General features: G+C 67.7%; 17 protein-coding genes. 16 read left to right on the top strand and 1 reads right to left on the bottom strand.

Annotated elements, in window-relative coordinates; all coding sequences use genetic code 11:
• Positions 1 to 57 precede the first annotated feature (57 nt).
• From infB to AC3WQA_RS16225, 16 genes are all read left to right on the top strand, one after another.
• Complete coding sequence (gene infB / locus AC3WQA_RS16150) at positions 58 to 2868, top strand: translation initiation factor IF-2 (protein WP_492676382.1); 2811 nt, start codon at positions 58 to 60, stop codon at positions 2866 to 2868.
• Positions 2869 to 3055: 187 nt separating this feature from the next.
• Positions 3056 to 3430: a 30S ribosome-binding factor RbfA gene (gene rbfA / locus AC3WQA_RS16155; RefSeq protein ID WP_492676049.1), complete on the top strand. Its 375-nt coding sequence runs from the start codon at positions 3056 to 3058 to the stop codon at positions 3428 to 3430.
• A gap of 10 nt (positions 3431 to 3440) precedes the next feature.
• The gene (gene truB / locus AC3WQA_RS16160) at positions 3441 to 4370 is read left to right on the top strand and encodes a tRNA pseudouridine(55) synthase TruB (protein ID WP_492676050.1); all 930 of its coding nucleotides are present in this window, start codon (positions 3441 to 3443) and stop codon (positions 4368 to 4370) included.
• A gap of 162 nt (positions 4371 to 4532) precedes the next feature.
• Positions 4533 to 4802, top strand: a complete 270-nt coding sequence (rpsO, locus tag AC3WQA_RS16165; protein ID WP_492676051.1) for a 30S ribosomal protein S15 — start codon at positions 4533 to 4535, stop codon at positions 4800 to 4802.
• 200 nt (positions 4803 to 5002) lie between these two features.
• Entirely contained in the window at positions 5003 to 7099 is a 2097-nt protein-coding gene (gene pnp, locus AC3WQA_RS16170) for a polyribonucleotide nucleotidyltransferase (protein WP_492676052.1), read from the top strand.
• 189 nt (positions 7100 to 7288) lie between these two features.
• Positions 7289 to 8281, top strand: coding sequence for a poly(R)-hydroxyalkanoic acid synthase subunit PhaE (locus tag AC3WQA_RS16175; protein WP_492676053.1), 993 nt, complete (start codon positions 7289 to 7291; stop codon positions 8279 to 8281).
• A gap of 15 nt (positions 8282 to 8296) precedes the next feature.
• On the top strand, positions 8297 to 9364 hold the full coding sequence (gene phaC, locus AC3WQA_RS16180; protein ID WP_492676054.1) for a class III poly(R)-hydroxyalkanoic acid synthase subunit PhaC: 1068 nt from the start codon (positions 8297 to 8299) through the stop codon (positions 9362 to 9364).
• A 17-nt stretch (positions 9365 to 9381) separates the two neighbouring features.
• Complete coding sequence (locus AC3WQA_RS16185; RefSeq protein WP_492676055.1) at positions 9382 to 9567, top strand: PspC domain-containing protein; 186 nt, start codon at positions 9382 to 9384, stop codon at positions 9565 to 9567.
• A gap of 32 nt (positions 9568 to 9599) precedes the next feature.
• The gene (gene mtnA, locus AC3WQA_RS16190; RefSeq protein ID WP_492676056.1) at positions 9600 to 10613 is read left to right on the top strand and encodes an S-methyl-5-thioribose-1-phosphate isomerase; all 1014 of its coding nucleotides are present in this window, start codon (positions 9600 to 9602) and stop codon (positions 10611 to 10613) included.
• Positions 10614 to 10826: 213 nt separating this feature from the next.
• Positions 10827 to 13415 carry a DNA gyrase subunit A gene (gene gyrA, locus AC3WQA_RS16195; protein WP_492676057.1) on the top strand — a complete coding sequence of 863 codons (2589 nt, stop codon included), beginning with the start codon at positions 10827 to 10829 and terminating at the stop codon, positions 13413 to 13415.
• A gap of 139 nt (positions 13416 to 13554) precedes the next feature.
• Positions 13555 to 14562: a VirK/YbjX family protein gene (locus AC3WQA_RS16200; protein ID WP_492676058.1), complete on the top strand. Its 1008-nt coding sequence runs from the start codon at positions 13555 to 13557 to the stop codon at positions 14560 to 14562.
• A gap of 34 nt (positions 14563 to 14596) precedes the next feature.
• Positions 14597 to 15157: an RNA polymerase sigma factor gene (locus AC3WQA_RS16205; RefSeq protein WP_492676059.1), complete on the top strand. Its 561-nt coding sequence runs from the start codon at positions 14597 to 14599 to the stop codon at positions 15155 to 15157.
• Between the two features lie 8 nt (positions 15158 to 15165).
• Positions 15166 to 16143 carry a FecR family protein gene (locus AC3WQA_RS16210; protein WP_492676060.1) on the top strand — a complete coding sequence of 326 codons (978 nt, stop codon included), beginning with the start codon at positions 15166 to 15168 and terminating at the stop codon, positions 16141 to 16143.
• A gap of 91 nt (positions 16144 to 16234) precedes the next feature.
• On the top strand, positions 16235 to 18613 hold the full coding sequence (locus AC3WQA_RS16215) for a TonB-dependent siderophore receptor (protein WP_492676061.1): 2379 nt from the start codon (positions 16235 to 16237) through the stop codon (positions 18611 to 18613).
• Positions 18614 to 18699: 86 nt separating this feature from the next.
• A complete protein-coding gene (locus tag AC3WQA_RS16220) occupies positions 18700 to 19137 on the top strand; it encodes an Hsp20/alpha crystallin family protein (RefSeq protein ID WP_492676062.1) in 438 nt (145 codons plus the stop codon).
• A 90-nt stretch (positions 19138 to 19227) separates the two neighbouring features.
• Positions 19228 to 20124 carry a DnaJ C-terminal domain-containing protein gene (locus AC3WQA_RS16225; RefSeq protein WP_492676063.1) on the top strand — a complete coding sequence of 299 codons (897 nt, stop codon included), beginning with the start codon at positions 19228 to 19230 and terminating at the stop codon, positions 20122 to 20124.
• A 68-nt stretch (positions 20125 to 20192) separates the two neighbouring features.
• On the opposite strand, the gene pilH is transcribed toward AC3WQA_RS16225, so the two are convergent.
• A complete protein-coding gene (gene pilH / locus AC3WQA_RS16230; RefSeq protein ID WP_492676064.1) occupies positions 20193 to 20558 on the bottom strand; it encodes a twitching motility response regulator PilH in 366 nt (121 codons plus the stop codon).
• Between the last annotated feature and the right edge of the window lie 4 nt (positions 20559 to 20562).

Consider the following 20562-nt stretch of genomic DNA (forward strand, 5'->3'; position numbering starts at 1 on the left):
TACGCACGGCGGGTGCTGTGCGCACGACAAGCGCGGGAACGGCGGAGAATGAACACGATGTCGGATGTCACGATCAAACAACTCGCCCAGGTGCTGGGCATGCCGGTCGACAAGCTGCTTGCCCAACTGGGCGGGGCGGGCATGAAATTCTCCGATCCGGAGCAGGTCATCAGCAGCACCGAGAAGGTGAAATTGCTGGGCTTCCTGCGCCGCAATCACGGCAAGGGCGAGCCGGTCGCGGAAACCGTCGACAGTGCGCCACGTCAGGTCACCCTGCGCCGCCGCACCGTGGGCGAGCTGAAGGTGACCACGCCGGGCGGGCGCGGCGCCGCCAGCACCGCCAAGACGGTGAACGTCGAAGTGCGTGCCAAACGCACCTACGTCAAGCGCAGCGTGATCGCCGAGGAAGCCAGCGCCGAGCCCGAACGCGAGGAGGCCGTGCGCAAGCTGGCCGAGTCGCGCGAGCAGCGTCGGCAGGAAGAGCAGGATCGTCACGCGGCCGAGCAGCGCCGCCAGCAGGAAGCGCAGGAGCATGAATTGGCCGCGCAGCATGCGCGGGAAGAGGCGGCCGAGCATCGGCGCCAGGTTGAGGTTGCGGCGGCCGAGCCCGTGCCGACGCCGGTCGTCGTCGGCACCGTGCCGGCGGGCGAGTCGCAGGGCATCGTGGCGTCGCCGCCCGTCGCTGTCGACGAGCCGGTAGTCGAGGAGTCCGTTGCCGAGGCAGCGTCGACGGTGCAGCGCATTGATCCACGCGAACTGGGCATGATCGTGCCGCGCGTGCATGAGCCGCGCAAGCGCGAGAAGCTGGTCAAGCCGGCGCCCGCTCCGGCGTCCGCGCCGGCCGCCGCGCGCGCACCAGCCGCAGCAGCAGGCACGAGTACGGGTACCGGTACCGACGCGCGCGGCAAGGCGCGCCATGGTCGTGGCCGTGACGACGTGGCCGGCGGCAAGCGTTTTGCCGCCGGCGAACTGCACCTGAGCGAAGCCGACCGCGCACGCCGCTCCAGCGGCAAACGCGGCAAGCCAGGCAAGGGTGCCGCACGCGACGTCGTTCGTGGCGGCGGTGCCGCCGGTACGCACGGGTTCACTCGCCCGACCGCCGCCGTCGTGCGCGAGGTGGTGGTGGGCGACGCCAACGTGGTCGCCGAACTGGCGCAGAAAATGGCGGTCAAGGGCTCGGAGGTGGTCAAGGCGCTGTTCAAGATGGGCGTGATGGCCACCATCAACCAGACCATCGACCACGACACCGCCGTGCTGGTGGTGGAGGAGCTCGGCCACACCGTGGTCGAGGCCAACGCCAACAACGCCGAGGCCGCACTGGCCGCACACACGCAAAGCGTGGAGATGGACGGCGAAAAGCTGGCGCGTCCCCCGGTGGTCACCATCATGGGTCACGTCGACCACGGCAAGACCTCGCTGCTCGACTACATCCGCCGCACCAAGGTCGCGGCAGGCGAGGCCGGTGGCATCACCCAGCATATCGGCGCCTACCACGTGGAGACGCCCAAGGGCGTCATCACCTTCCTCGACACCCCGGGCCACGCCGCGTTCACCGCGATGCGCGCCCGTGGCGCGCAGTCCACCGACATCGTGGTGCTGGTGGTGGCTGCCGACGACGGCGTGATGCCGCAGACGGCTGAAGCCGTTAAGCACGCGCGCGCCGCCAAGGTGCCGCTGATCGTGGCGCTGACCAAGATGGACAAGTCCTCCGCCAACCCCGACCACGTCAGGCAAGGCTTGGGCAACCTGGAAGTCATCCCGGAAGAGTGGGGTGGCGACACGCCGTTCGTGTCGGTGTCGGCCAAGACCGGCATGGGCATCGACGAGCTGCTCGACGCGATCTCGGTGCAGGCCGAGGTGATGGAGCTGACCGCCGTGGTCGATGGCGCCGCCTCGGGCGTGGTGATCGAATCCAGCCTGGACAAGGGTCGCGGCCCGGTGGCTACCGTGCTGGTGCAGCAGGGCACGCTCAAGCGCGGCGACTTCGTGGTCTGCGGCATCGAATACGGCCGCATGCGCGCGCTGGTCGACGAGACCGGCAAGACCGTGCAGGAAGCCGGCCCGTCGATCCCGGTGCAGGTGCTGGGCCTTTCCGGCGTGCCGGAAGCGGGCGACGACTTCGTGGTGGTGGCCGACGAGAAGCTGGCCAAGCAGGTGGCCGCCGAGCGCCAGCAGAAGCGCCGCGAGACGCGCATGGTCAGCAAGGCCAACCGGCTTGAGGACATCATCGCGCAGATGGGCCAGGGCACTGGCCAGCAGACGCTCAACATCCTGGTCAAGGCCGACGTGCAAGGCTCGGTCGAGGCGCTGCGCGAATCACTCGGCGCGATCGGCAACGAGAACGTCAAGGTCAACGTGATCGCCGCAGGCGTCGGCGGCATCACCGAGTCCGATGCCACGCTGGCCGCGGCCTCCAAGGCGCTGGTGATCGGCTTCAACGTGCGTGCCGACGCCTCGGCGCGCAAGGTGATCGATACCGCCGGCCTGGATGTGCGCTATTTCTCGATCATCTACGACGTGATCGACCAGGTGAAGCAGGCGGCTTCCGGCCTCCTTGGCGTGGAGATCCGCGAGGAAATCATCGGCATCGCGCAGGTGCGCGAGGTGTTCCGCAGCTCCAAGTTCGGTGCGGTCGCCGGCTGCATGGTCACCGAAGGCCACGTCAAGCGCAGCAAGCCGATCCGCGTGCTGCGCGACAACACCGTGGTGTTCGAGGGCGAGCTGGAATCGCTGCGCCGCTTCAAGGACCTGGTCGACGAGGTGCGCAACGGCATGGAATGCGGTATCGCCGTGAAGCAGTACAACGACGTCAAGGTCGGCGACCAGATCGAGTGCTTCGAGCGCATCGAGGTGGCCCGCACCCTGTAACGCCCGCAGGGCGTTGCAGGGTGCGGGCGTGGCCATGGATGGCCGCTCGTCTGGCCATGGCCAGACGGAGGCGGGGCCGGCGCATGCCGGGCTTGCCGAGCCTTCTGGCGTGCAGGACTGCACGCCAGAAGGCATAAGTAACGGAGCTTTTGCTCTCCAGCTATTCGATACGGATTCCGATCACTTCATGCCCTCCCGCGACTTCAAACGTACCGACCGTGTAGGCGCCGAGTTGCGCCGCGAAATCGGCTTGCTCGTGCATGCCGCCGTGCGCGACCACGGCCTGCCCTCGTGCAGCGTGTCGGACGTGGAAGTGAGCCGCGACCTCGATTACGCTGCGGTGTGGGTCACTGCACTGCTGCCCGAGCAATCGGTGGCGGCGGTGAAGGCGCTCAATACCCTGGCCGGCGAGTTCCGCCGCAGCCTGTCGCGCGGCATGCGCCTGCGCCGCGTGCCGGAACTGCGCTTCAAGTACGACGATTCGGTGGACAAGGGCGAGCGCATCGACGCCCTGCTGCGGGACACGGGCGCCGCCACGCCGGCCGAATCCGGCGAGTCGTAGCCCGCGTTTCATGCACCGCAATCGCAAGCTCCCGCGCATCGCCTGGCGCGAACTGCACGGCATCGTGCTGTTCGACAAGCACGAGGGCGAAAGCTCCACCCAGGCCATGCAGGCGGTGCGCCGGCTGTTCCGCGCCGCCAAGGGCGGTCATACCGGCGCACTCGACCCGATGGCCACCGGCCTGTTGCCGCTGTGCTTTGGCGAGGCGACCAAGCTTGCCGGCAACCTGCTGGGCGCCCGCAAGGCCTATCGCGCCACGTGCCGGCTGGGCATCACCACCACCACGGCCGACCGCGAGGGCGAGCTGCTGCGCGAGCGTCCGCTGCCGGCGCTGGATGCGGCAAGCATCGAGGCCGCACTGGCGCCGCTGCGCGGCCGCATCACCCAAGTGCCGCCGGTGTACAGCGCGCTCAAGCAGGATGGCGAGGCGCTGTACGTCAAGGCTCGGCGTGGCGATGAGGTGACGGCGCCTCCGCGCGAGGTGGAGGTGTTCAGGCTGGAGCTCCTGGCGTTCGACGCGGACAGCCTGACCTTCGAGGTGGAGTGCGGTTCGGGCACCTATGTGCGCTCGCTCGCGGTCGACCTGGGCGAGGCGCTGGGTTGCGGCGCCCACCTCACCACGCTGCGGCGCCTGTGGGTGGAGCCGTTCCGGACACCGGTCATGGTCACGATGGCCGAACTGGAACAGGCTGCCAGGCAGGGCGATGCGGCCTTGCTGGCCCATCTGCTGCCGCTGTCGGCGGGGCTGGCGGACTGGCCCGCGCTGCAGTTGGACGAGGCGCAGACCACGGCCATCGTGCACGGCCAGCCCATCGTGGTGACGCGCCCGGCGGGCCGCTATGCCGCCTATGCCGCCGACGGCGCCCTGCTGGCGCTGCTGACGTTGGACGAGGCTGGCCGCAGCCGCATCCAGCGCGGGTTCAACCTGCCGCCACCGTGAAGCCCGCGTCGTTGGCTTGCCCTTGTTGCAGGCGGGCCGTCAACGGTAGAATGAGCAAGTTATTCCCGTTGTTTCATTCATCAAGGCGAAGCTTGCGCTTGCGTCATCACGGTGGCGCAAACGCAAGCTTCGCATCGCCTTTTCAAGGAAACAGGTACACACATGTCTCTTACCGCAGAACAGACCGGCAAGATCATCGCTGACTTCGGCCGCGTGCCGAACGACACCGGCTCCACCGAAGTGCAGGTGGCGCTCTTGTCGGCCCGCATCGATCACCTCACCGACCACTTCAAGTCGCACAAGCAGGATCACCACTCCCGCCGCGGCCTGCTGAAGCTGGTGAACCGCCGCAAGAACCTCCTGGCCTACCTCAAGGATCGCGACCTTGGCCGTTACCAGGGTTTGATCGAGCGCCTCGGCCTCCGCCGTTGATTCCCGCGTTCGTCCGCGGGCGCAGGCGGGACGTGGCCATGTGTGGCCGCGGGCTTGGGACTTGCGCGCGTTGACGGATGTGAAGGTCAGGCAGCGGCCCTTGCTGGCCGCACTCGTTCAGCCACCGCGTTCGTTTCCGGACGCGAAGATCAGGAGGCGGCCGCCCGTGGCCGCCTCCTTCAAAGAGGCAGGAAATCAACATGGCGAAAGTAACCAAGTCATTCCAGTACGGTAATCACGAAGTCACGCTGGAGACGGGCGAAATCGCCCGCCAGGCTTCCGGCGCGGTCATGGTCAGCATGGGCGGCACCGTCGTGCTGGTCACCGCGGTCGCGGCGGCCAAGGCGAAGGAAGGGCAGGACTTCTTCCCGCTCACCGTCGACTATGTGGAAAAGTTCTACTCCGCCGGTCGCATCCCTGGCGGTTTCTTCAAGCGCGAAGGTCGCCCGACCGAGAAAGAGACGCTGACGTCGCGCCTGATCGACCGGCCGGTGCGCCCGCTGTTCCCGGAAGGCTTCAAGAACGAAGTGCAGGTGATCGCCCAGGTCGTTTCGTTGAACCCCGAGGTCGACGGCGACATCCCGGCGCTGCTCGGCGCCTCCGCCGCGCTGACCCTGGCCGGCATTCCGTTCAAGGGCCCGATCGGCGCCGCCCGCGTGGGTTACGCCAACGGCCAATACCTGCTGAACCCCGACGTTTCCGCGCTGGCCGGTTCGCAGCTGGATCTCGTGGTGGCCGGTACCGCCGGTGCGGTGCTGATGGTGGAGTCCGAGGCCGAGCTGCTCTCCGAAGACGTGATGCTGGGCGCGGTGGTGTTCGGCCACCAGCAGATGCAGGCTGCGATCAAGGCCATCAACGAATTCGTGGCCGAGGCTGGCCGCAAGGCGTTCAAGTGGGAGGCGCCGGCGCGCAACGAGGCGCTGTTTGCCGCGCTGAATGCCGCCATCGGCAACCGCCTGACCGCGGCCTTCCAGATCCGCGACAAGCTGGAGCGCCGCGATGCCATCGCCGCGCTGAAGGCCGACGTCAAGGCCGCCGTGGCCGAGCAGGCCGCTGCCGGCAACTGGAGCGCGGGCGAGATCTCCGATGCGTTCGAGGAGATCGAGTACCACAACCTGCGCGATGGCGTGCTGAAGAGCAAGGTGCGCATCGATGGCCGTCAGCTGGACGACGTGCGCGCGATCACCGCCCGCGTGGGCGTGCTGCCGCGCACTCACGGCTCCGCGCTGTTCACCCGTGGCGAGACGCAGGCGCTGGTCACGGTCACCCTGGGCACCACGCGCGACGCGCAGATCATCGATGCGCCGGCCGGCGAGTCCAAGGACCCGTTCCTGTTCCACTACAACTTCCCGCCGTTCTCGGTGGGCGAGGCCGGTCGCTTCGGCGCGCCGAAGCGTCGCGAGATCGGCCATGGCCGCCTCGCCAAGCGCGGCGTGCAGGCGGTCAAGCCCTCGCTGGAGTCGTTCCCCTACGTGCTGCGCGTGGTGTCGGAAATCACCGAGTCCAACGGCTCCTCGTCGATGGCCTCCGTGTGCGGCTCCTCGCTGGCGATGATGGATGCCGGCGTGCCGCTGAAGACGCCGGTGGCCGGCATCGCGATGGGCCTGGTCAAGGAAGGCAACGACTTCGTCGTGCTGTCCGACATCCTGGGTGACGAGGATCACCTCGGCGACATGGATTTCAAGGTGGCCGGCAGCGCCGATGGCATCAGCGCCCTGCAGATGGACATCAAGATCGACGGCATCACCGAGGAGATCATGAAGGTGGCGCTGGCCCAGGCCAAGCGCGGTCGCCTGCACATCCTCGGCGAGATGGCCAAGGCGCTCAGCACCGCGCGTACCGAGATGAGCGAGTACGCGCCGCGTCTGATCACCATCAAGATCCACCCCGACAAGATCCGCGAAGTCATCGGCAAGGGCGGCGCCACCATCCGCTCGATCACCGAGGAAACCGGCGCCACCATCGACATCAACGACGACGGCACCGTCATCATCGCCTCGGTCAACCGCGATGCGGGCGAGGCGGCGAAGAAGCGCATCGAGCAGATCGTCTCCGACGTCGAGCCGGGCCGCATCTACGAGGGCAAGGTCGCCAAGCTGATGGACTTTGGCGCGTTCGTCACCATCATGCCGGGCAAGGACGGCCTGGTGCACGTGTCGCAGATCTCCAACGAGCGCGTCGAGAAGGTGTCCGACAAGCTCAAGGAAGGCGACATCGTCAAGGTCAAGGTGCTGGAAGTGGACAAGCAGGGCCGCATCCGCCTGTCCATGAAGGCGGTGGCCGAGGGCGAGGGCTGATCCAGCCGCGTCGCCCGACGCATGCGACGTGCACGAGGCCCGGCCATGCCGGGCCTCGTGCGTTGTGAGGAGTGCGGTCATGGATGGCCGTCCATGTGATTCTTGCGGTCAGGGGTGAACGCATGGATGGTGCACCTTTCGCGGCACGGGTATTTGCTAGGATGCGGATGTTGCCGACGAGGATGCGCGATGAGCGGACAGACGGGCGATTTCATCAGGGATTGGCAGGTGCTGGCCCAGCAATCCTGGGACGCATGGTTGCGCCAGTTGCAGCCGCCGCTGGCCGCCGCGCCGCCGCCTGCCGGCAACGAGGCACTGGATCGCACGCTGGCGGGACTCAAGGGCTGCTTCGACTGGATGCAGGGCGTGGCGGCGGCGGGCGCCAGCCAGCCGGGCGCGGACTGGCAAACCTTGTTGCGGGCCTGGGCCGGTTCCGGCAACCAGCCCTTCACCCAGGCCTTCAACGGGATCGATAACGCCGCCGCGCAGGGCTTCGTGCAGCAATGGCAGGCCTGGTTGCAATCGGTGCAGGCGCATGGCCTCAGCATGCCCGGCACGGCGAACGGGCCGGTGCCGGCCTTCGGCCTGCAGCGCGAGCAATTGATGCAGCAGCAGGAGCTGGCCAGTGCGATCCAGGCGGCGCTGGAAGCCAACGCGCGCTACCAGACCTTGATCCAACAAGCGAATGCGCAAGGCCTCGAACGCCTGCAGGCGAAGCTGGCGCAGCGCGACGCCGCGAGTGCGCCGATTGCCTCGCTGAAGGCGCTGTATGACCTGTGGGTGGACGCCGCCGAGGATGCCTACGCCGAGGTCGCGCTCTCCGACGAATTCCGTGCGGCCTATGGCGAGATGGTCAACAGCCAGATGCGCGTGCGCCAGCTGCAGCAGCGCCAGACCAGCCAATGGTGCCGTGAGTTGGGGATGCCCACGCGCGAGGAAGTCGCCTCGCTGGGCGAACGTCTGCAGCAGGTGCGCCGCGAGCTGCGCAAGCAGCAGGGCAGCGCGGATACCGCGGGCGAGATCCTCGCCTTGCGCCGCGAGGTGGTGGCGCTCAGGCGCGAGCTGGCCGCGCGGGGCGAACCGTCGAACACGGCTGCGCCTACGCCGAAATCGACGGCCAAACGCGCCGGCACGGCCGCCAGGCCCCGGCCAGCAGCCGCCGACCATCCGCGCAAACGCTGACTAGAGGGCACCGCCATGGACACACCGCTGCAACTCGATCCCGCGCAGCTGATGCAGGAAATCGGCAACTTCCAGCGCAAGCTCAGCGCCGGCATGAGCCAGCTGCGCGGCATGCGCGAGCCGGGTTATGCCAACACGCCGCGCGAGCAGGTGTATGCCGAAGACAAGCTCAAGCTCTGGCACCTGCAGGGTGACCGCGCGCCCACCGCGAAGACGCCCACGCTGATCGTCTACGCCCTGGTCAACACGGTGTGGATGACCGACCTGCAACCTGATCGCTCGCTGGTGCGCAACCTGCTGGCGCAGGGTGAGGACGTCTATCTCATCGACTGGGGTTATCCCGACGGCGCCGACCGCTGGCTGACGCTGGACGATTACCTGAACGGCTACCTCGATCGCTGCGTGGATGTGCTGCGCGACCGGCATGGACTGGGCGCGGTCAACCTCATCGGCATCTGCCAGGGCGGCGCGTTCTCGCTGTGCTATGGCGCGATGCATCCGGAGAAGGTCAAGAACATCGTCACCATGGTCACGCCGGTGGATTTCCAGACGCCGGACAACATGCTTTCGCACTGGTGCCGCGACATGGACGTCGACCGCTTCGTCGACACCATGGGCAACGTGCCCGCCGACTTGATGAACTGGGTCTACCTGACGCTCAAGCCGGTGCGCCTCAACCAGCAGAAGTACGTGGCCCTGGTGGACATCCTGGACAAGCCCGTCGAGCTGGAGAACTTCCTGCGCATGGAGCGCTGGATCTTCGACTCGCCCGACCTCGCCGGCGAGGCTTTCCGTCAGTTCATCAAGGACTTCTACCAAGGCAACAAGCTGGTGAAGGGCGGCCTGTTCATCGGCGACTACGAGGTGGACTTGCGCCGCCTGGTGCTGCCGATCCTGAACATCTACGCCGAGCAGGATCACCTTGTGCCGCCCGATGCCTCGCGCGCGCTGGGCCGGCGCGTCAACAGCACCGACTACACCGAACTGCCGTTCAAGGGCGGTCACATCGGCATCTACGTCTCCAGCCGCGCGCAGCGCGAGGTGGCGCCGGCCATCCACCAGTGGCTGCGCGCGCGCGACTGACCCCGAGGAGGTCGATCATGGAAAAACGGCTTTGTCGCTCGCGGCAGAATCGCACGCTGGCCGGCGTCTGCGGCGGCATCGCCGAATACCTCGGCTGGGACCCGACCCTGGTGCGCGTGGCCTGGATCGTCTTCGTCCTGCTGGGCGGCTCCGGCGTGCTGGCTTACCTGATCCTCTGGCTGGTGATGCCGGATTCGCCCTGATTTCCCCCCTGTTTCACCACACGAATCTCTCGATGGATTACGAACGTTACGACCGCGTCCGCGCCGTGCAATGGCACCGCGATCATCTCCGCCTGCTCGACCAGCGACGGTTGCCACAGGAGGAACGCTGGATCGACTGCCGCACCGTCGCCGAGGTGACGCGGGCGATCAAGGATCTGGCCGTGCGCGGCGCGCCGGCCATCGGCATCGCCGCGGCCTGGGGCGTGGCGCTGGCGGCACGGCAGGGCGTTGCGCTGGACGATGCCTTGGCGATGCTGCGCGCGGCGCGGCCCACCGCGGTGAACCTGATGTGGGCGCTGGACCGCATGAAGGCGCGCATCCATGCCGGTGCCGACGCCGCCGCGCTGGAGCGCGAGGCGCAGGCGATCCAGGACGAGGACCTGGCCGCCAATCGCGCCATGGGCGAACTCGGTGCCGCCCTGATCGCGCCGGGTTCCGGCGTGCTCACCCATTGCAACACCGGCTCGCTGGCCACCGCGGGTTTCGGCACCGCGCTGGGTGTGATCCGCGCCGGCGTGGCGCAAGGGTGCATTGCGCAGGTCTTCGCCGGCGAGACGCGGCCGTGGCAGCAGGGTGCGCGGCTCACCATGTACGAACTGGTGCGCGACGGCATCCCCGCGAAACTGATCGCCGATTCGGCGGCCGCGCACCTGATGAAGTCGGGCGCGGTGCAGTGGGTGATCGTTGGTGCCGACCGCATCGCCGCCAACGGCGACACCGCGAACAAGATCGGCACCTACCAGCTGGCGATTGTCGCGAAGCATCATGGCGTGAAGTTCATGGTGGTGGCGCCGTCCTCCACCGTGGACATGGCCACGCCTTCGGGCGAGGCCATCGAGATCGAGCTGCGCGACCCGGCGGAACTGCTCGCCATCGGCGGTCGCCGCGTGGTGGTGGAGGGCGCGCAGGCCTGGAACCCGGTGTTCGACGTGACGCCGGGTGGCCTGATCGACGCCATCGTCACCGAACGTGGTGTGATCGAGCATCCGACCGAGGCCGCGATGCGGGCGCTGTTCGACGCCTGAAATCCGCGTTTTCCCCGCGCTGCGCGGAAGTCCGCGACGCAGCTCGGGCGAACTTGCCGGGGTGTTCGTGCAACGCCTTGAAACGCAATGATTAATTTCCACTTTTCGCGAGGCGCGAAGAGTGCGTTCGTGCTACACTCGACCGGTTGATTTTCACGCGTCCGCGGGCATGCGCGCGGCGCGTTCCTCCTCGTTCATCAGGGAAGCCGATTGATGGCAGAACTCGCCAAAGAAATCATCCGCGTCAACATCGAAGACGAGATGCGCCAGAGCTACCTCGACTACGCGATGAGCGTGATCGTGGGCCGCGCGCTGCCGGATGTGCGCGACGGACTCAAGCCGGTGCATCGCCGCGTACTGTTCGCGATGAACGAGCTGGGCAACGCCTGGAACAAGCCCTACAAGAAGTCGGCCCGCGTGGTCGGCGACGTGATCGGTAAATACCATCCGCACGGCGACGCGTCCGTCTACGACGCCATCGTGCGCATGGCGCAGCCGTTCTCGCTGCGCTACATGCTGGTCGACGGTCAGGGCAACTTCGGTTCGGTCGACGGCGACAACGCGGCGGCCATGCGTTACACCGAGGTGCGCATGTCGCGCCTCACGCAGGAACTGCTGGCCGACATCGACAAGGACACCGTCGACTTCGGCCCGAACTACGACGAGAGCGAACATGAGCCGCTGGTGCTGCCCACCCGCGTGCCGAATCTGCTGATCAATGGTTCGGCCGGCATCGCGGTGGGCATGGCCACCAACGTGCCGCCGCACAATCTCACCGAAGTGGTTTCCGCCACGATCGCCTTGATCGACGAGCCGACGCTGTCGATCGCCGACCTGATGCACTACATTCCGGGGCCGGATTTCCCCACCGCGGGCATCATCAACGGCTCGTCGGGCATTCATGAGGCCTACCGCACCGGACGCGGGCGCATCCTGGTGCGCGCCAAGACCGAGATCGAGACCGAGAGCAACGGCCGCGAAACCATCCTCGTCCACGAGCTGCCCTACCAGGTGAACAAGGCGCGGTTGATCGAGAAGATCGCCGAGCTGGTCAAGGAAAAGAAGCTCGAAGGCATCAGCGAGCTGCGCGACGAATCCGACAAGGATGGCATGCGCGTGGTCATCGAGATCCGCAAGGATGCGATGGCCGACGTGGTGCTGAACAACCTGTTCCAGCAGACCCAGCTGCAGGTGACCTTCGGCATCAACATGGTGGCGCTGCTGGACGGCCAGCCGCGTACCTTGAACCTCAAGGAGATCCTCGAGGCCTTCATCCGCCATCGCCGCGAGGTGGTGACCCGGCGCACCATCTTCGAACTGCGCAAGGCGCGCGCCCGCGCGCACATCCTCGAAGGCCTGACCGTCGCGTTGGCCAACATCGACGCGATGATCGAGCTCATCAAGACCTCGGCGTCGCCGGCCGAAGCGCGCGAGCGCATGCTGGCGCGCAAGTGGCAGCCGGGGATGGTGGGCGCGCTGCTTGCCGCCGCCGGCGCCGAGGCCTCGCGGCCGGAGGATATGGATCCGCGCGATGGCCTCAAGGCCGAGGGCTACCAGCTCTCCGAGGTGCAGGCGCAGGAAATCCTCGCCATGCGCCTGCATCGCCTGACCGGGCTGGAGCAGGAAAAACTCTCCGACGAATACCGCGAGATCCTCACCGTCATTCGTGGCCTGATCGAGATCCTGGAAAACCCCGAGCGCCTGCTCGCGGTGATCCGCGAGGAATTGGAAGCGGTCAAGAACGAATTCGGCGACGCGCGCCGCACCGAGATCCAGCATTCGCAGGAAGACCTCAACGTCCTCGACCTGATCGCGCCCGAGGACATGGTGGTCACCCTGTCGCACACTGGCTACATCAAGCGCCAGCCGGCCAGCACCTACCGTGCGCAGAAGCGCGGTGGCAAGGGCCGCTCGGCCTCGGCGCTGAAGGATGAGGACGTGGTGGAACAGCTGTGGGTGGTGAACACCCACGACACCCTGCTCACCTTCACCAGCACCGGTCGCGTGTACTGGCTCAAGGTCTACCAGATGCCGGAGGCGGGCCCCGGCGCGCGCGGCAAGCCGATCATCAACCTGCTGCCGCTGGCGGCGGGCGAGAAGGTGCAGGCGGTGCTGCCGGTGCGCGAGTACACCGACGACCGCTACGTGTTCTTCGCCACCAGCCACGGCACGGTGAAGAAAACTCCGCTCACCGAGTTCGCCTTCCAGCTGCAGAAAGGCAAGCAGGCGATCAAGCTCGACGAGGGCGACGCGCTGGTCAACGTGGAACTGACCGACGGCAACAGCGACATCCTGCTGTTCGCCTCCAACGGCAAGACGGTGCGCTTCGACGAGAACACCGTGCGCTCGATGGGGCGCACCGCCACCGGCGTGCGCGGCATGCGGCTGGCCACGGGCGAGGCTGTGGTGTCGTTGATCGTGGCGGCCGAGGGCGACGTGCTCACCGCCACCGAACGCGGCTACGGCAAGCGCACCGCACTCGACGAGTTCCCCAAGAAGGGCCGCGGCACCCAGGGCGTGATCGGCATTCAGTGCTCCGAACGCAACGGTGCGCTGGTTGCCGCGGTGCAGGTCACCGAGGCGCACGAGCTGATGCTGATCTCCAACCAGGGCACCCTGGTACGTACGCGCGTGGCGGAAGTCTCCCAGCTCAGCCGCAACACTCAGGGCGTCACCCTGATCCGCCTGCCGGCCGAGGAGGCGCTGGTCAGCGTGGTGCGGCTGGAGGCCGAGGAGGATGCGGGCGAGGAGGCCGATGTGACCGTGGCTGCCGTACCGCCCGAGGGCGCTGGCGACGCCTGACGCGATGTCGCGTTGCCGCCGCGAAAGCCCCGACTGGTTCGGGGCTTTCGTTTTTGGCGATGGCGTAACGGTCGGCGCATTTCATTTTTGGGTGCCTGCGCCGTCTTGCTGGGGAATCGATCGAAAAGGATGCCCCAACTTGAACGGAAGGATTGCCCCATCGCAGGCTGCCGCTGGTGTCGCCCAGCCGGTGGCGCGCCTTGAGCCAGCCAGGCGCCAGCGTCTGCCGGCGATGGCGTGGCAGCGGCTGCTGGCCTCGCTGCGCGGGCGGCGGGATTGGCGCGGTCACGCTGCGCGGCGCACTTGGCTTGCGGCCAAGTACCTCGTGCGCAGCTTGCTGATGTCGCGGCAACACGTGGACTATCTCGCGCTGATTGCCAGCGACCCGCTGCTGCATGCCTATCGGCGCCGCGATCCACGCGTGCTCGAGCGGCATTTCCACCGTTTCATCAACCTCGACTGGAGCCGCCGCCAGCGCCTGCAGGCGATCAGCCGACACTACGGCTTCGTGCGCGAGGCCATGCCTGACCACCTGCTGCGAGCCGTCTACGTGGAAGGGCAGGCGCTGCTTGGCCAGTTGCTCATGAAGGATGGCAGCCGGCTGATCCTCAGCCTGCGTCCGCCCATCGTGATGGGCTGCGAGGGCGAGCTGTGCCTCCAGCTCGGCGACGAGCAGGGCCACGCGTTTTATCGCCTGGTCGTCTCGGTGGTCGACGACGCGCCCACGTTGGTGATCGGCTGCCTGCAAGGCCCGGCGGGTGAGGAGTCGCGCGAGCTGGTGCGCGAGCTCACGCGCAACATGCACGGGCTGCGGCCAAAGTGCCTGATGCTGGCGCTGGCGCGGGTACTGGTGCGGCAGTGGGGCATCGTGCGGTTGCTGGCGGTGGCCAATACGGCGCACCCATTGCGCAATGCGCGTCGCCGCTTCGTGGCGGATTACGATACCTTCTGGCAGGAGCAGCAGGGTCGGGCGATCGACGGCGGCTGGTTCGAACTGCCGCTGCAGGCCGAGCGCAAGAGCGAGGCGGAGGTGCCCAGCCATCATCGCAGCGCCTTCCGCAAGCGCGAGGCGCTGCGCGTGGCGGCGGAGCAGATCCTGGAGGACGCACTGCAGGTGTCGCCGGAACGCCAGCGGCTGTGCGCATGACCGCCGCCGTTGCTTGACCATGTACAGGAACGCCATGAGCCCGTTGGAGCCGCTGACCGGAAACGCGAAGCCCGCCGGATACCCGGAGCAGGTGGCGACGCTGTTCCGCGACCATCATCGCGCACTGCTGGCTTTCCTGCAGTGCCGGCTCGGCTCCTTTGCCGACGCGCAGGAGCTGGCGCAGGAAGCCTATCTGCGCATGTTGGGGCTGGAGCATCCCGACGAGGTCGACTCGAAGCGCGCCTTCCTGTTTCGGATTGCCGCCAACCTCGCGGTGGATCGCCTGCGCTCGCGCAAGCTGCGCGAACCGGTGGCCGGCGAAGAGTCGCTCGATCTGGAGCCGGCGCCTGAGCTGCACCGCGCTCCGCTGCCCGAGCGGCATGTCTCCGCCGGCGAGCAATGGCGCGAGTTGCAGGCGGCGCTGCGCGAGCTGCCGGCCAAGACCAGCCGCGCCTTCGTGCTGCACGCCATCGACGGCCGCGATTTCGAAGTGATCGCCAAAATCATGAAACTCAGCACCCGTATGGTGCGTTACCACGTGGCCCGCGCCATCGAGCATTGCCGCGCGCGGGTCGAAGACCGGGAGATGCCGTGATGGCCGGAATGCCACAAACCCATGAACCTCACATCCTGCAGGTCGCCGCCGATTGGTGGGCGCGACTGCGCGACCCGCAGGCCGCCGAGGCCAGCGTGCAGCAGTGGCTGGATTGGACCGCGCAGGACGAGCGCCACCTGGCAGCCTTCGAGTGCGTGAGCGCCTTTGGCGCCCGGCTTGGGGCGTTGGATGCGGCGGCCCGCGACCGGCTCATGGCTGAGTTCGCGCCCGCCGCCGTGGCGCCCAGGCGCTGGCTGCCACTGGCTGCGGCGGCGGCCACGCTGGCCGTGGTGCTGGGCACCGGCGTGCTGCTGTGGGGGCACCAGGGCGCCGCCGCTGCGCCGGTGGTGTACGTCAGCGCGACCGGTCAGAACCGCGACATCGTGCTGGCTGACGGCAGCCAGGTGGCACTGGGCGGCGCCAGCCGGCTCAGCGTGCGTTTCGGGCGCGGGCAGCGGCAGGTGACGCTGGAATCGGGCGAGGCCTATTTCCAGGTGGTGCACGATGCGCGGCGCCCCTTCGAGGTGGCGGCGGGCGGCGTCTCGGTGCGCGACATCGGCACCGCCTTCGACGTGCGCCGCGGCGCTGGCGAGGTGGCGGTGGCGGTCACCCACGGCAAGGTCCGTGTGAGCGACGCGGACGGTGGCGTCGATGCGCAGGCCGGCCAGCGGGTGGACTGGGATATGGCGGGCAAGGCGCTGCGGCTGGGCACCACCACGGCGGAACAGGCCACCGCCTGGCGCGACCACCGGCTGGCTTTCGTCGACGAACCGCTGGACGTGGTGGTTGCCAGCATCAACCGCTACAGCGCGCGGCCGGTGCGCCTGGACGGCGTTGCCGCCGGCGCGCTGCGCTTCACCGGCTCGGTGCGCACGGACGCCATCGACGGCTGGCTGCGCGCCTTGCCGGATGTCCTGCCGCTGAAAGTGAGCGAGAGTGCGCAGGCCACCACGCTGTCGCTGGATACCGCCGCGGCGAAACGCTGACGCACGAGGGATCGTGAGCCGCTCCGCCGCAGCTGCATTCGCGGCGGGAGCATGCGACACTGGCGACTTTCCGTGCGGATGTATGGATGCCATGCGCCGATTCGGCCTGCTGTTGCCGATGGCTGTGTTCGCTGTTGCTGCCGTGCCTGGCCACGCCGCCGAGGCGACGCAGCGCCATTTCTCGATTTCGCCGCAGGCGCTGCCCGGCGCGTTGATCGCCTTCGGCCGGCAGGCCGGCGTGCAGGTGCTAACCGCCGGTGGCGTGGTCGCGCGCCTGCACACCAGCGGCGTGCAGGGCGACTACGTGCCGACGATGGCGCTGGCGCAGCTGCTGCAAGGCACCGGGCTGGTCGCCAGTTTCGTCGATGCCGACACCGTGGTGGTGAAGCCCGCGCCCACGCCTGCACGCGCAGCCGTGCCGGCCACGCCCGCGTCGCCGACGGTGCGCCAGTTGGCGCCGGTGACCGCAACCGGCGTGGTCGATCAGGCGGGGTATCTGGTGGAGCTGGGGCGCGGCGCCACGCGGGTGGATACCAGCCTGCTCGACCTGCCCGCGGCGGTGAGCGAAGTGCCGCATGAGCTGCTTGATTCGCAGCAGGCGAACACGGTGGCCGATGCCGTGCGCAACGTCGCCGGCGTGTTGTCACTCGATGGCGCCGATGCCTTGCCGGTGTTCCTGGTGCGCGGGTTCCAGGTGGGCAACGGCATGCTCGATGGCCTGCCCAACAGCATCTCCGCCTACGGCGCCCAGCCGCCACTCATCGGCATCGAGCGGGTGGAAGTGCTGAAGGGGCCGCAGGCCATCGTGGGCGACGTGTCGGTGAACAACAACTTCGGCGGCCTGGTCAACCTGGTGCTGAAGCAGCCGACGGCGGAACCGGTGCGCCGGCTCGACTTCGGCCTGGGCCAGTACGGCGACAGCCGGCTGGGTCTCGACCTTGGCGGCCCCCTGGGCAACAGCGGGCAGTGGAGTTACCGGTTGATTGCCGCCGGCGAATACGCCGACCGCACGCGGCAGGGGCGACGCGGTCAGCGCGACGCTTACCTCGCCCCCTCGCTGGGCTGGCAGGACGACCGCAACCACCTGGTGCTGTCGGTGCAGCAATTGCTGCGGCGTGAACCGATCCCCGACTACGCGGTGATGCTGGGCCATGATCTCGGCAGCACGACATCACCGGGGTTCATGACCGGCAACCCCGGCGACCACTCGCTGTTTCGCAGCAGCCGGGTTTCCTATGCGTTCGAACATCGCTTCGGCCCGCGTTGGACGCTGCGCAGTCGCGCGCAGTACGTGCGGCAGGATTCACGCGTGCAGGCCTGGAATCTGGGTGGCTTCTCGCCCAACGGCGATGCCTTTCCGCTGGCCGAGAAATACCGTTACGGCGACGCTTACTACACCATGCAGAACGACCTCATGGCGCACTTTGGCCATGGCGCGATCCGGCATGTGGCGGTTGTCGGTTTCGATTACTCGCGGGCACTGTCGGGGCGCGTCGACGATGTGTTCAGCGCACTGCCGCAGGGTGGCTACAACCTCTACGCCGGCCCGCCGTTGCCGCCCGTGTCGACGGTAGTCGGTGCGGCTACGTCACCCACGGTGACCTTGTACGCGCCGGGCGACCCCTGGACGGCCAACCGCGCCTGGTTCCTGCAGGACCAGCTTGCGCTGGGCGAACATTGGCGTGTGCTGCTGGCGCTGCGCCGGGAGAGCTACAAGCTCGCCACGGTCGACGCCGCCGGCCATCGACTGGACGAGCGGCGTGCGCAATGGGTGCCCAATGCCGGTTTGCTGTACCGGCTCAACACGGCGTGGTCGCTGTACGCCAGCGCCACCAGCGGCTTCCAGCCGGATCAGATTCTCGGCAAGGGCGGCAAGCCGTTGTCGCCCACGCATTCGCGCCAGCTGGAGGCGGGCAGCAAGCTGATGCTGTTCGACCGGCGCGCCATGCTCACCGTCGCCGTCTACCGCAGCATGCTCGACCATCGCAATGATTTGAGCTCGGCGCGTCCGCCATACTACGGCGTGCCTGGCCCCGGACAGGACAATCGCGGGCTGGAGCTGGAGTTCAACGGACGCCTGCTGCCGGGCCTGGACCTGAGCAGTGCCTATACCCACGCGATCGTCGGCAACCACGACGGCTCGCCGCCCACCGGCGCGCCACGGCAGCGCTTCAACCTGTGGGCCAGCTACCGTTTCCAGCACGGCGCGCTGCGCGGCTGGGGTGTGGCCGGCGGCGTGCTGGCGCGCAGCGCCAGCCGTGGCGAATTCGGCGACGGCTCCGCCTATTTCGCCATACCGGGGCAGGCGCGGGTGGATGCCAACGTATCGTGGTGTGGCGGCCCCTGGCGCGTGACGCTGGGCGTGCGCAACCTCCTCGATCGCGACCTGCGCGATGCCGAGTTCGACGAAACCTTCGTGCCGTTGCATCGCGGGCGCGAAGTGCTGCTCAGTGGTAGCCTGGATTTCTGACGGTCACAGCCTTGAATCGTGCCGGCGTGCACCTATCTTCGGTGCCAGGCGGCGGTGGCGCCGCAAACGACGTGAGGAGTATGGCCATGAGCATGACCCGTCATGTGAGCTGGGGCGTACCCGGCGAGATGCAGGCGTTCCGCCAGGCGTTCGAGCGCCTGCTGGGCGCTGAAGAGAACGACCAGTCCAACGTGGTGACCAGTGCATGGGCGCCGTTGGTGGACATCCGCGAGGAGGACAAACGCTTCGTGATCTTTGCCGATATTCCGGGCGTCGACCCGGCGGGTATCGAGGTGAGCATGGACAAGGGCATCCTCACCATCAAGGGTGAGCGCGCCGCGGAAGAAGGCCGCTTCAGCCGGCAGGAGCGCCGCTACGGCAGCTTCCATCGCCGCTTCAGCCTGCCCGACAGCGCCGATGCCGATGGCATCGCTGCCAGCGGCAAGTTTGGCGTGCTGGAAATCTCGATACCCAAGCGCGCGGAAACCACGCCTCGCCGCATCAACATCCAGACCGACCACTGATTTGGTGGCGGTTGCGGTGACGGCCCACGGCGGACGATGATCCGCCGTGGGCCGTCTGTTGATTGACGATGCCAAAAGTCGGGAGCGGCCGTGGAATTCAAAGACTATTACGAGATCCTGGGCGTGAAGCCCGATGCGGGCGAGGCCGAGATCAAGACGGCTTATCGCAAGCTGGCGCGCAAATACCATCCGGACAAGAACAAGGAAGCCGGCGCCGAGGACAAATTCAAGGCCGCCAACGAGGCACAGGAAGTGCTGCTGGACAAGGAAAAACGCCGCTCCTACGACCAGTTGCGTGCTGGCGGCTATCGCGGCGGCGAGCAGTTTCGGCCGCCGCCGGGCTGGAACCCGGGGCAGGGACAGAGCTTCGACTTTGGCGGCAACGGCGGCGACTTCAGCGATTTCTTCGAAAGCCTGTTCGGCCGTGGCGGCAGCGGGCGTGGCCAACCGCACCCGCGGCGCGGCAGCGATGCACAGGCGCGGGTGGAGATCGACCTGCAGACGGCCTATAGCGGCGGACGCACGCGACTCAACCTGCAGGACGGCACCAGCGAGCGCGTGCTGGAGGTGAAGATCCCCGCCGGCATCCAGCCGGGCCAGGTGATCCGCCTGTCCGGGCAGGGCCATGCCGGCGGTGGCGGTGGCCCCAAAGGCGACCTCCTGCTGGAAGTGGCCATCCGCGACGACGAGCGCTTCAAGCTCGATGGCCACCATGTGCTGCACGTGCTGCCGATCAGCCCGTGGGAAGCGGCACTGGGCGCCACGGTGTCGGTGCCGACCCTGGCTGGTACGGTGGAGCTGCGCATCCCGCCCGGCTCGCAGTCGGGCCGCAAGCTGCGCCTGAAGGGGCGCGGCATGCCGGGGCCGACACCGGGCGACCAGTTGGTGGAGTTGTCGATACGCGTGCCGGCGGCGGAGACCGACAAGCAGCGCGCCGCCTTCGAGGCGCTGCGCAAGGAGTTCAAGCACTTCGATCCGCGGGCATAGGCGCGGCGGGTGCCGCAACGCAAACGGCGCCTCGCGGCGCCGTTTCTGTACGCGGGGTTGGAGCGGCCTCAGCCGGGCAGGAATTCCTGCAGCGCCTTGATCAGTTCTTCCTCGCGGATGGGCTTGGTCACATAGGCCTTGGCGCCCTGGCGCATGCCCCAGACGCGGTCGGTTTCCTGATCCTTGGTGGTGACCAGGATGATGGGAATGTGCGCGGTATCGGCGTTCTTGCTGATGGTGCGGGTGGCCTGGAAGCCGTTGAGGTTGGGCATCACCACGTCCATCAGGATCAGGTCGGGTTTTTCAGCCTTGGCGACTTCCACGCCTTGCGCGCCGTCCTCGGCGGAGAGTGTCTCGTGGCCCAGCTTCTCGACGATGCGCTTGATGCCAAGCAGTTGCGACGGGGAATCGTCGACGATCAGGATGCGTGCCATGAGC

Source organism: Rhodanobacter sp. FW106-PBR-R2A-2-24, from assembly GCF_058789615.1.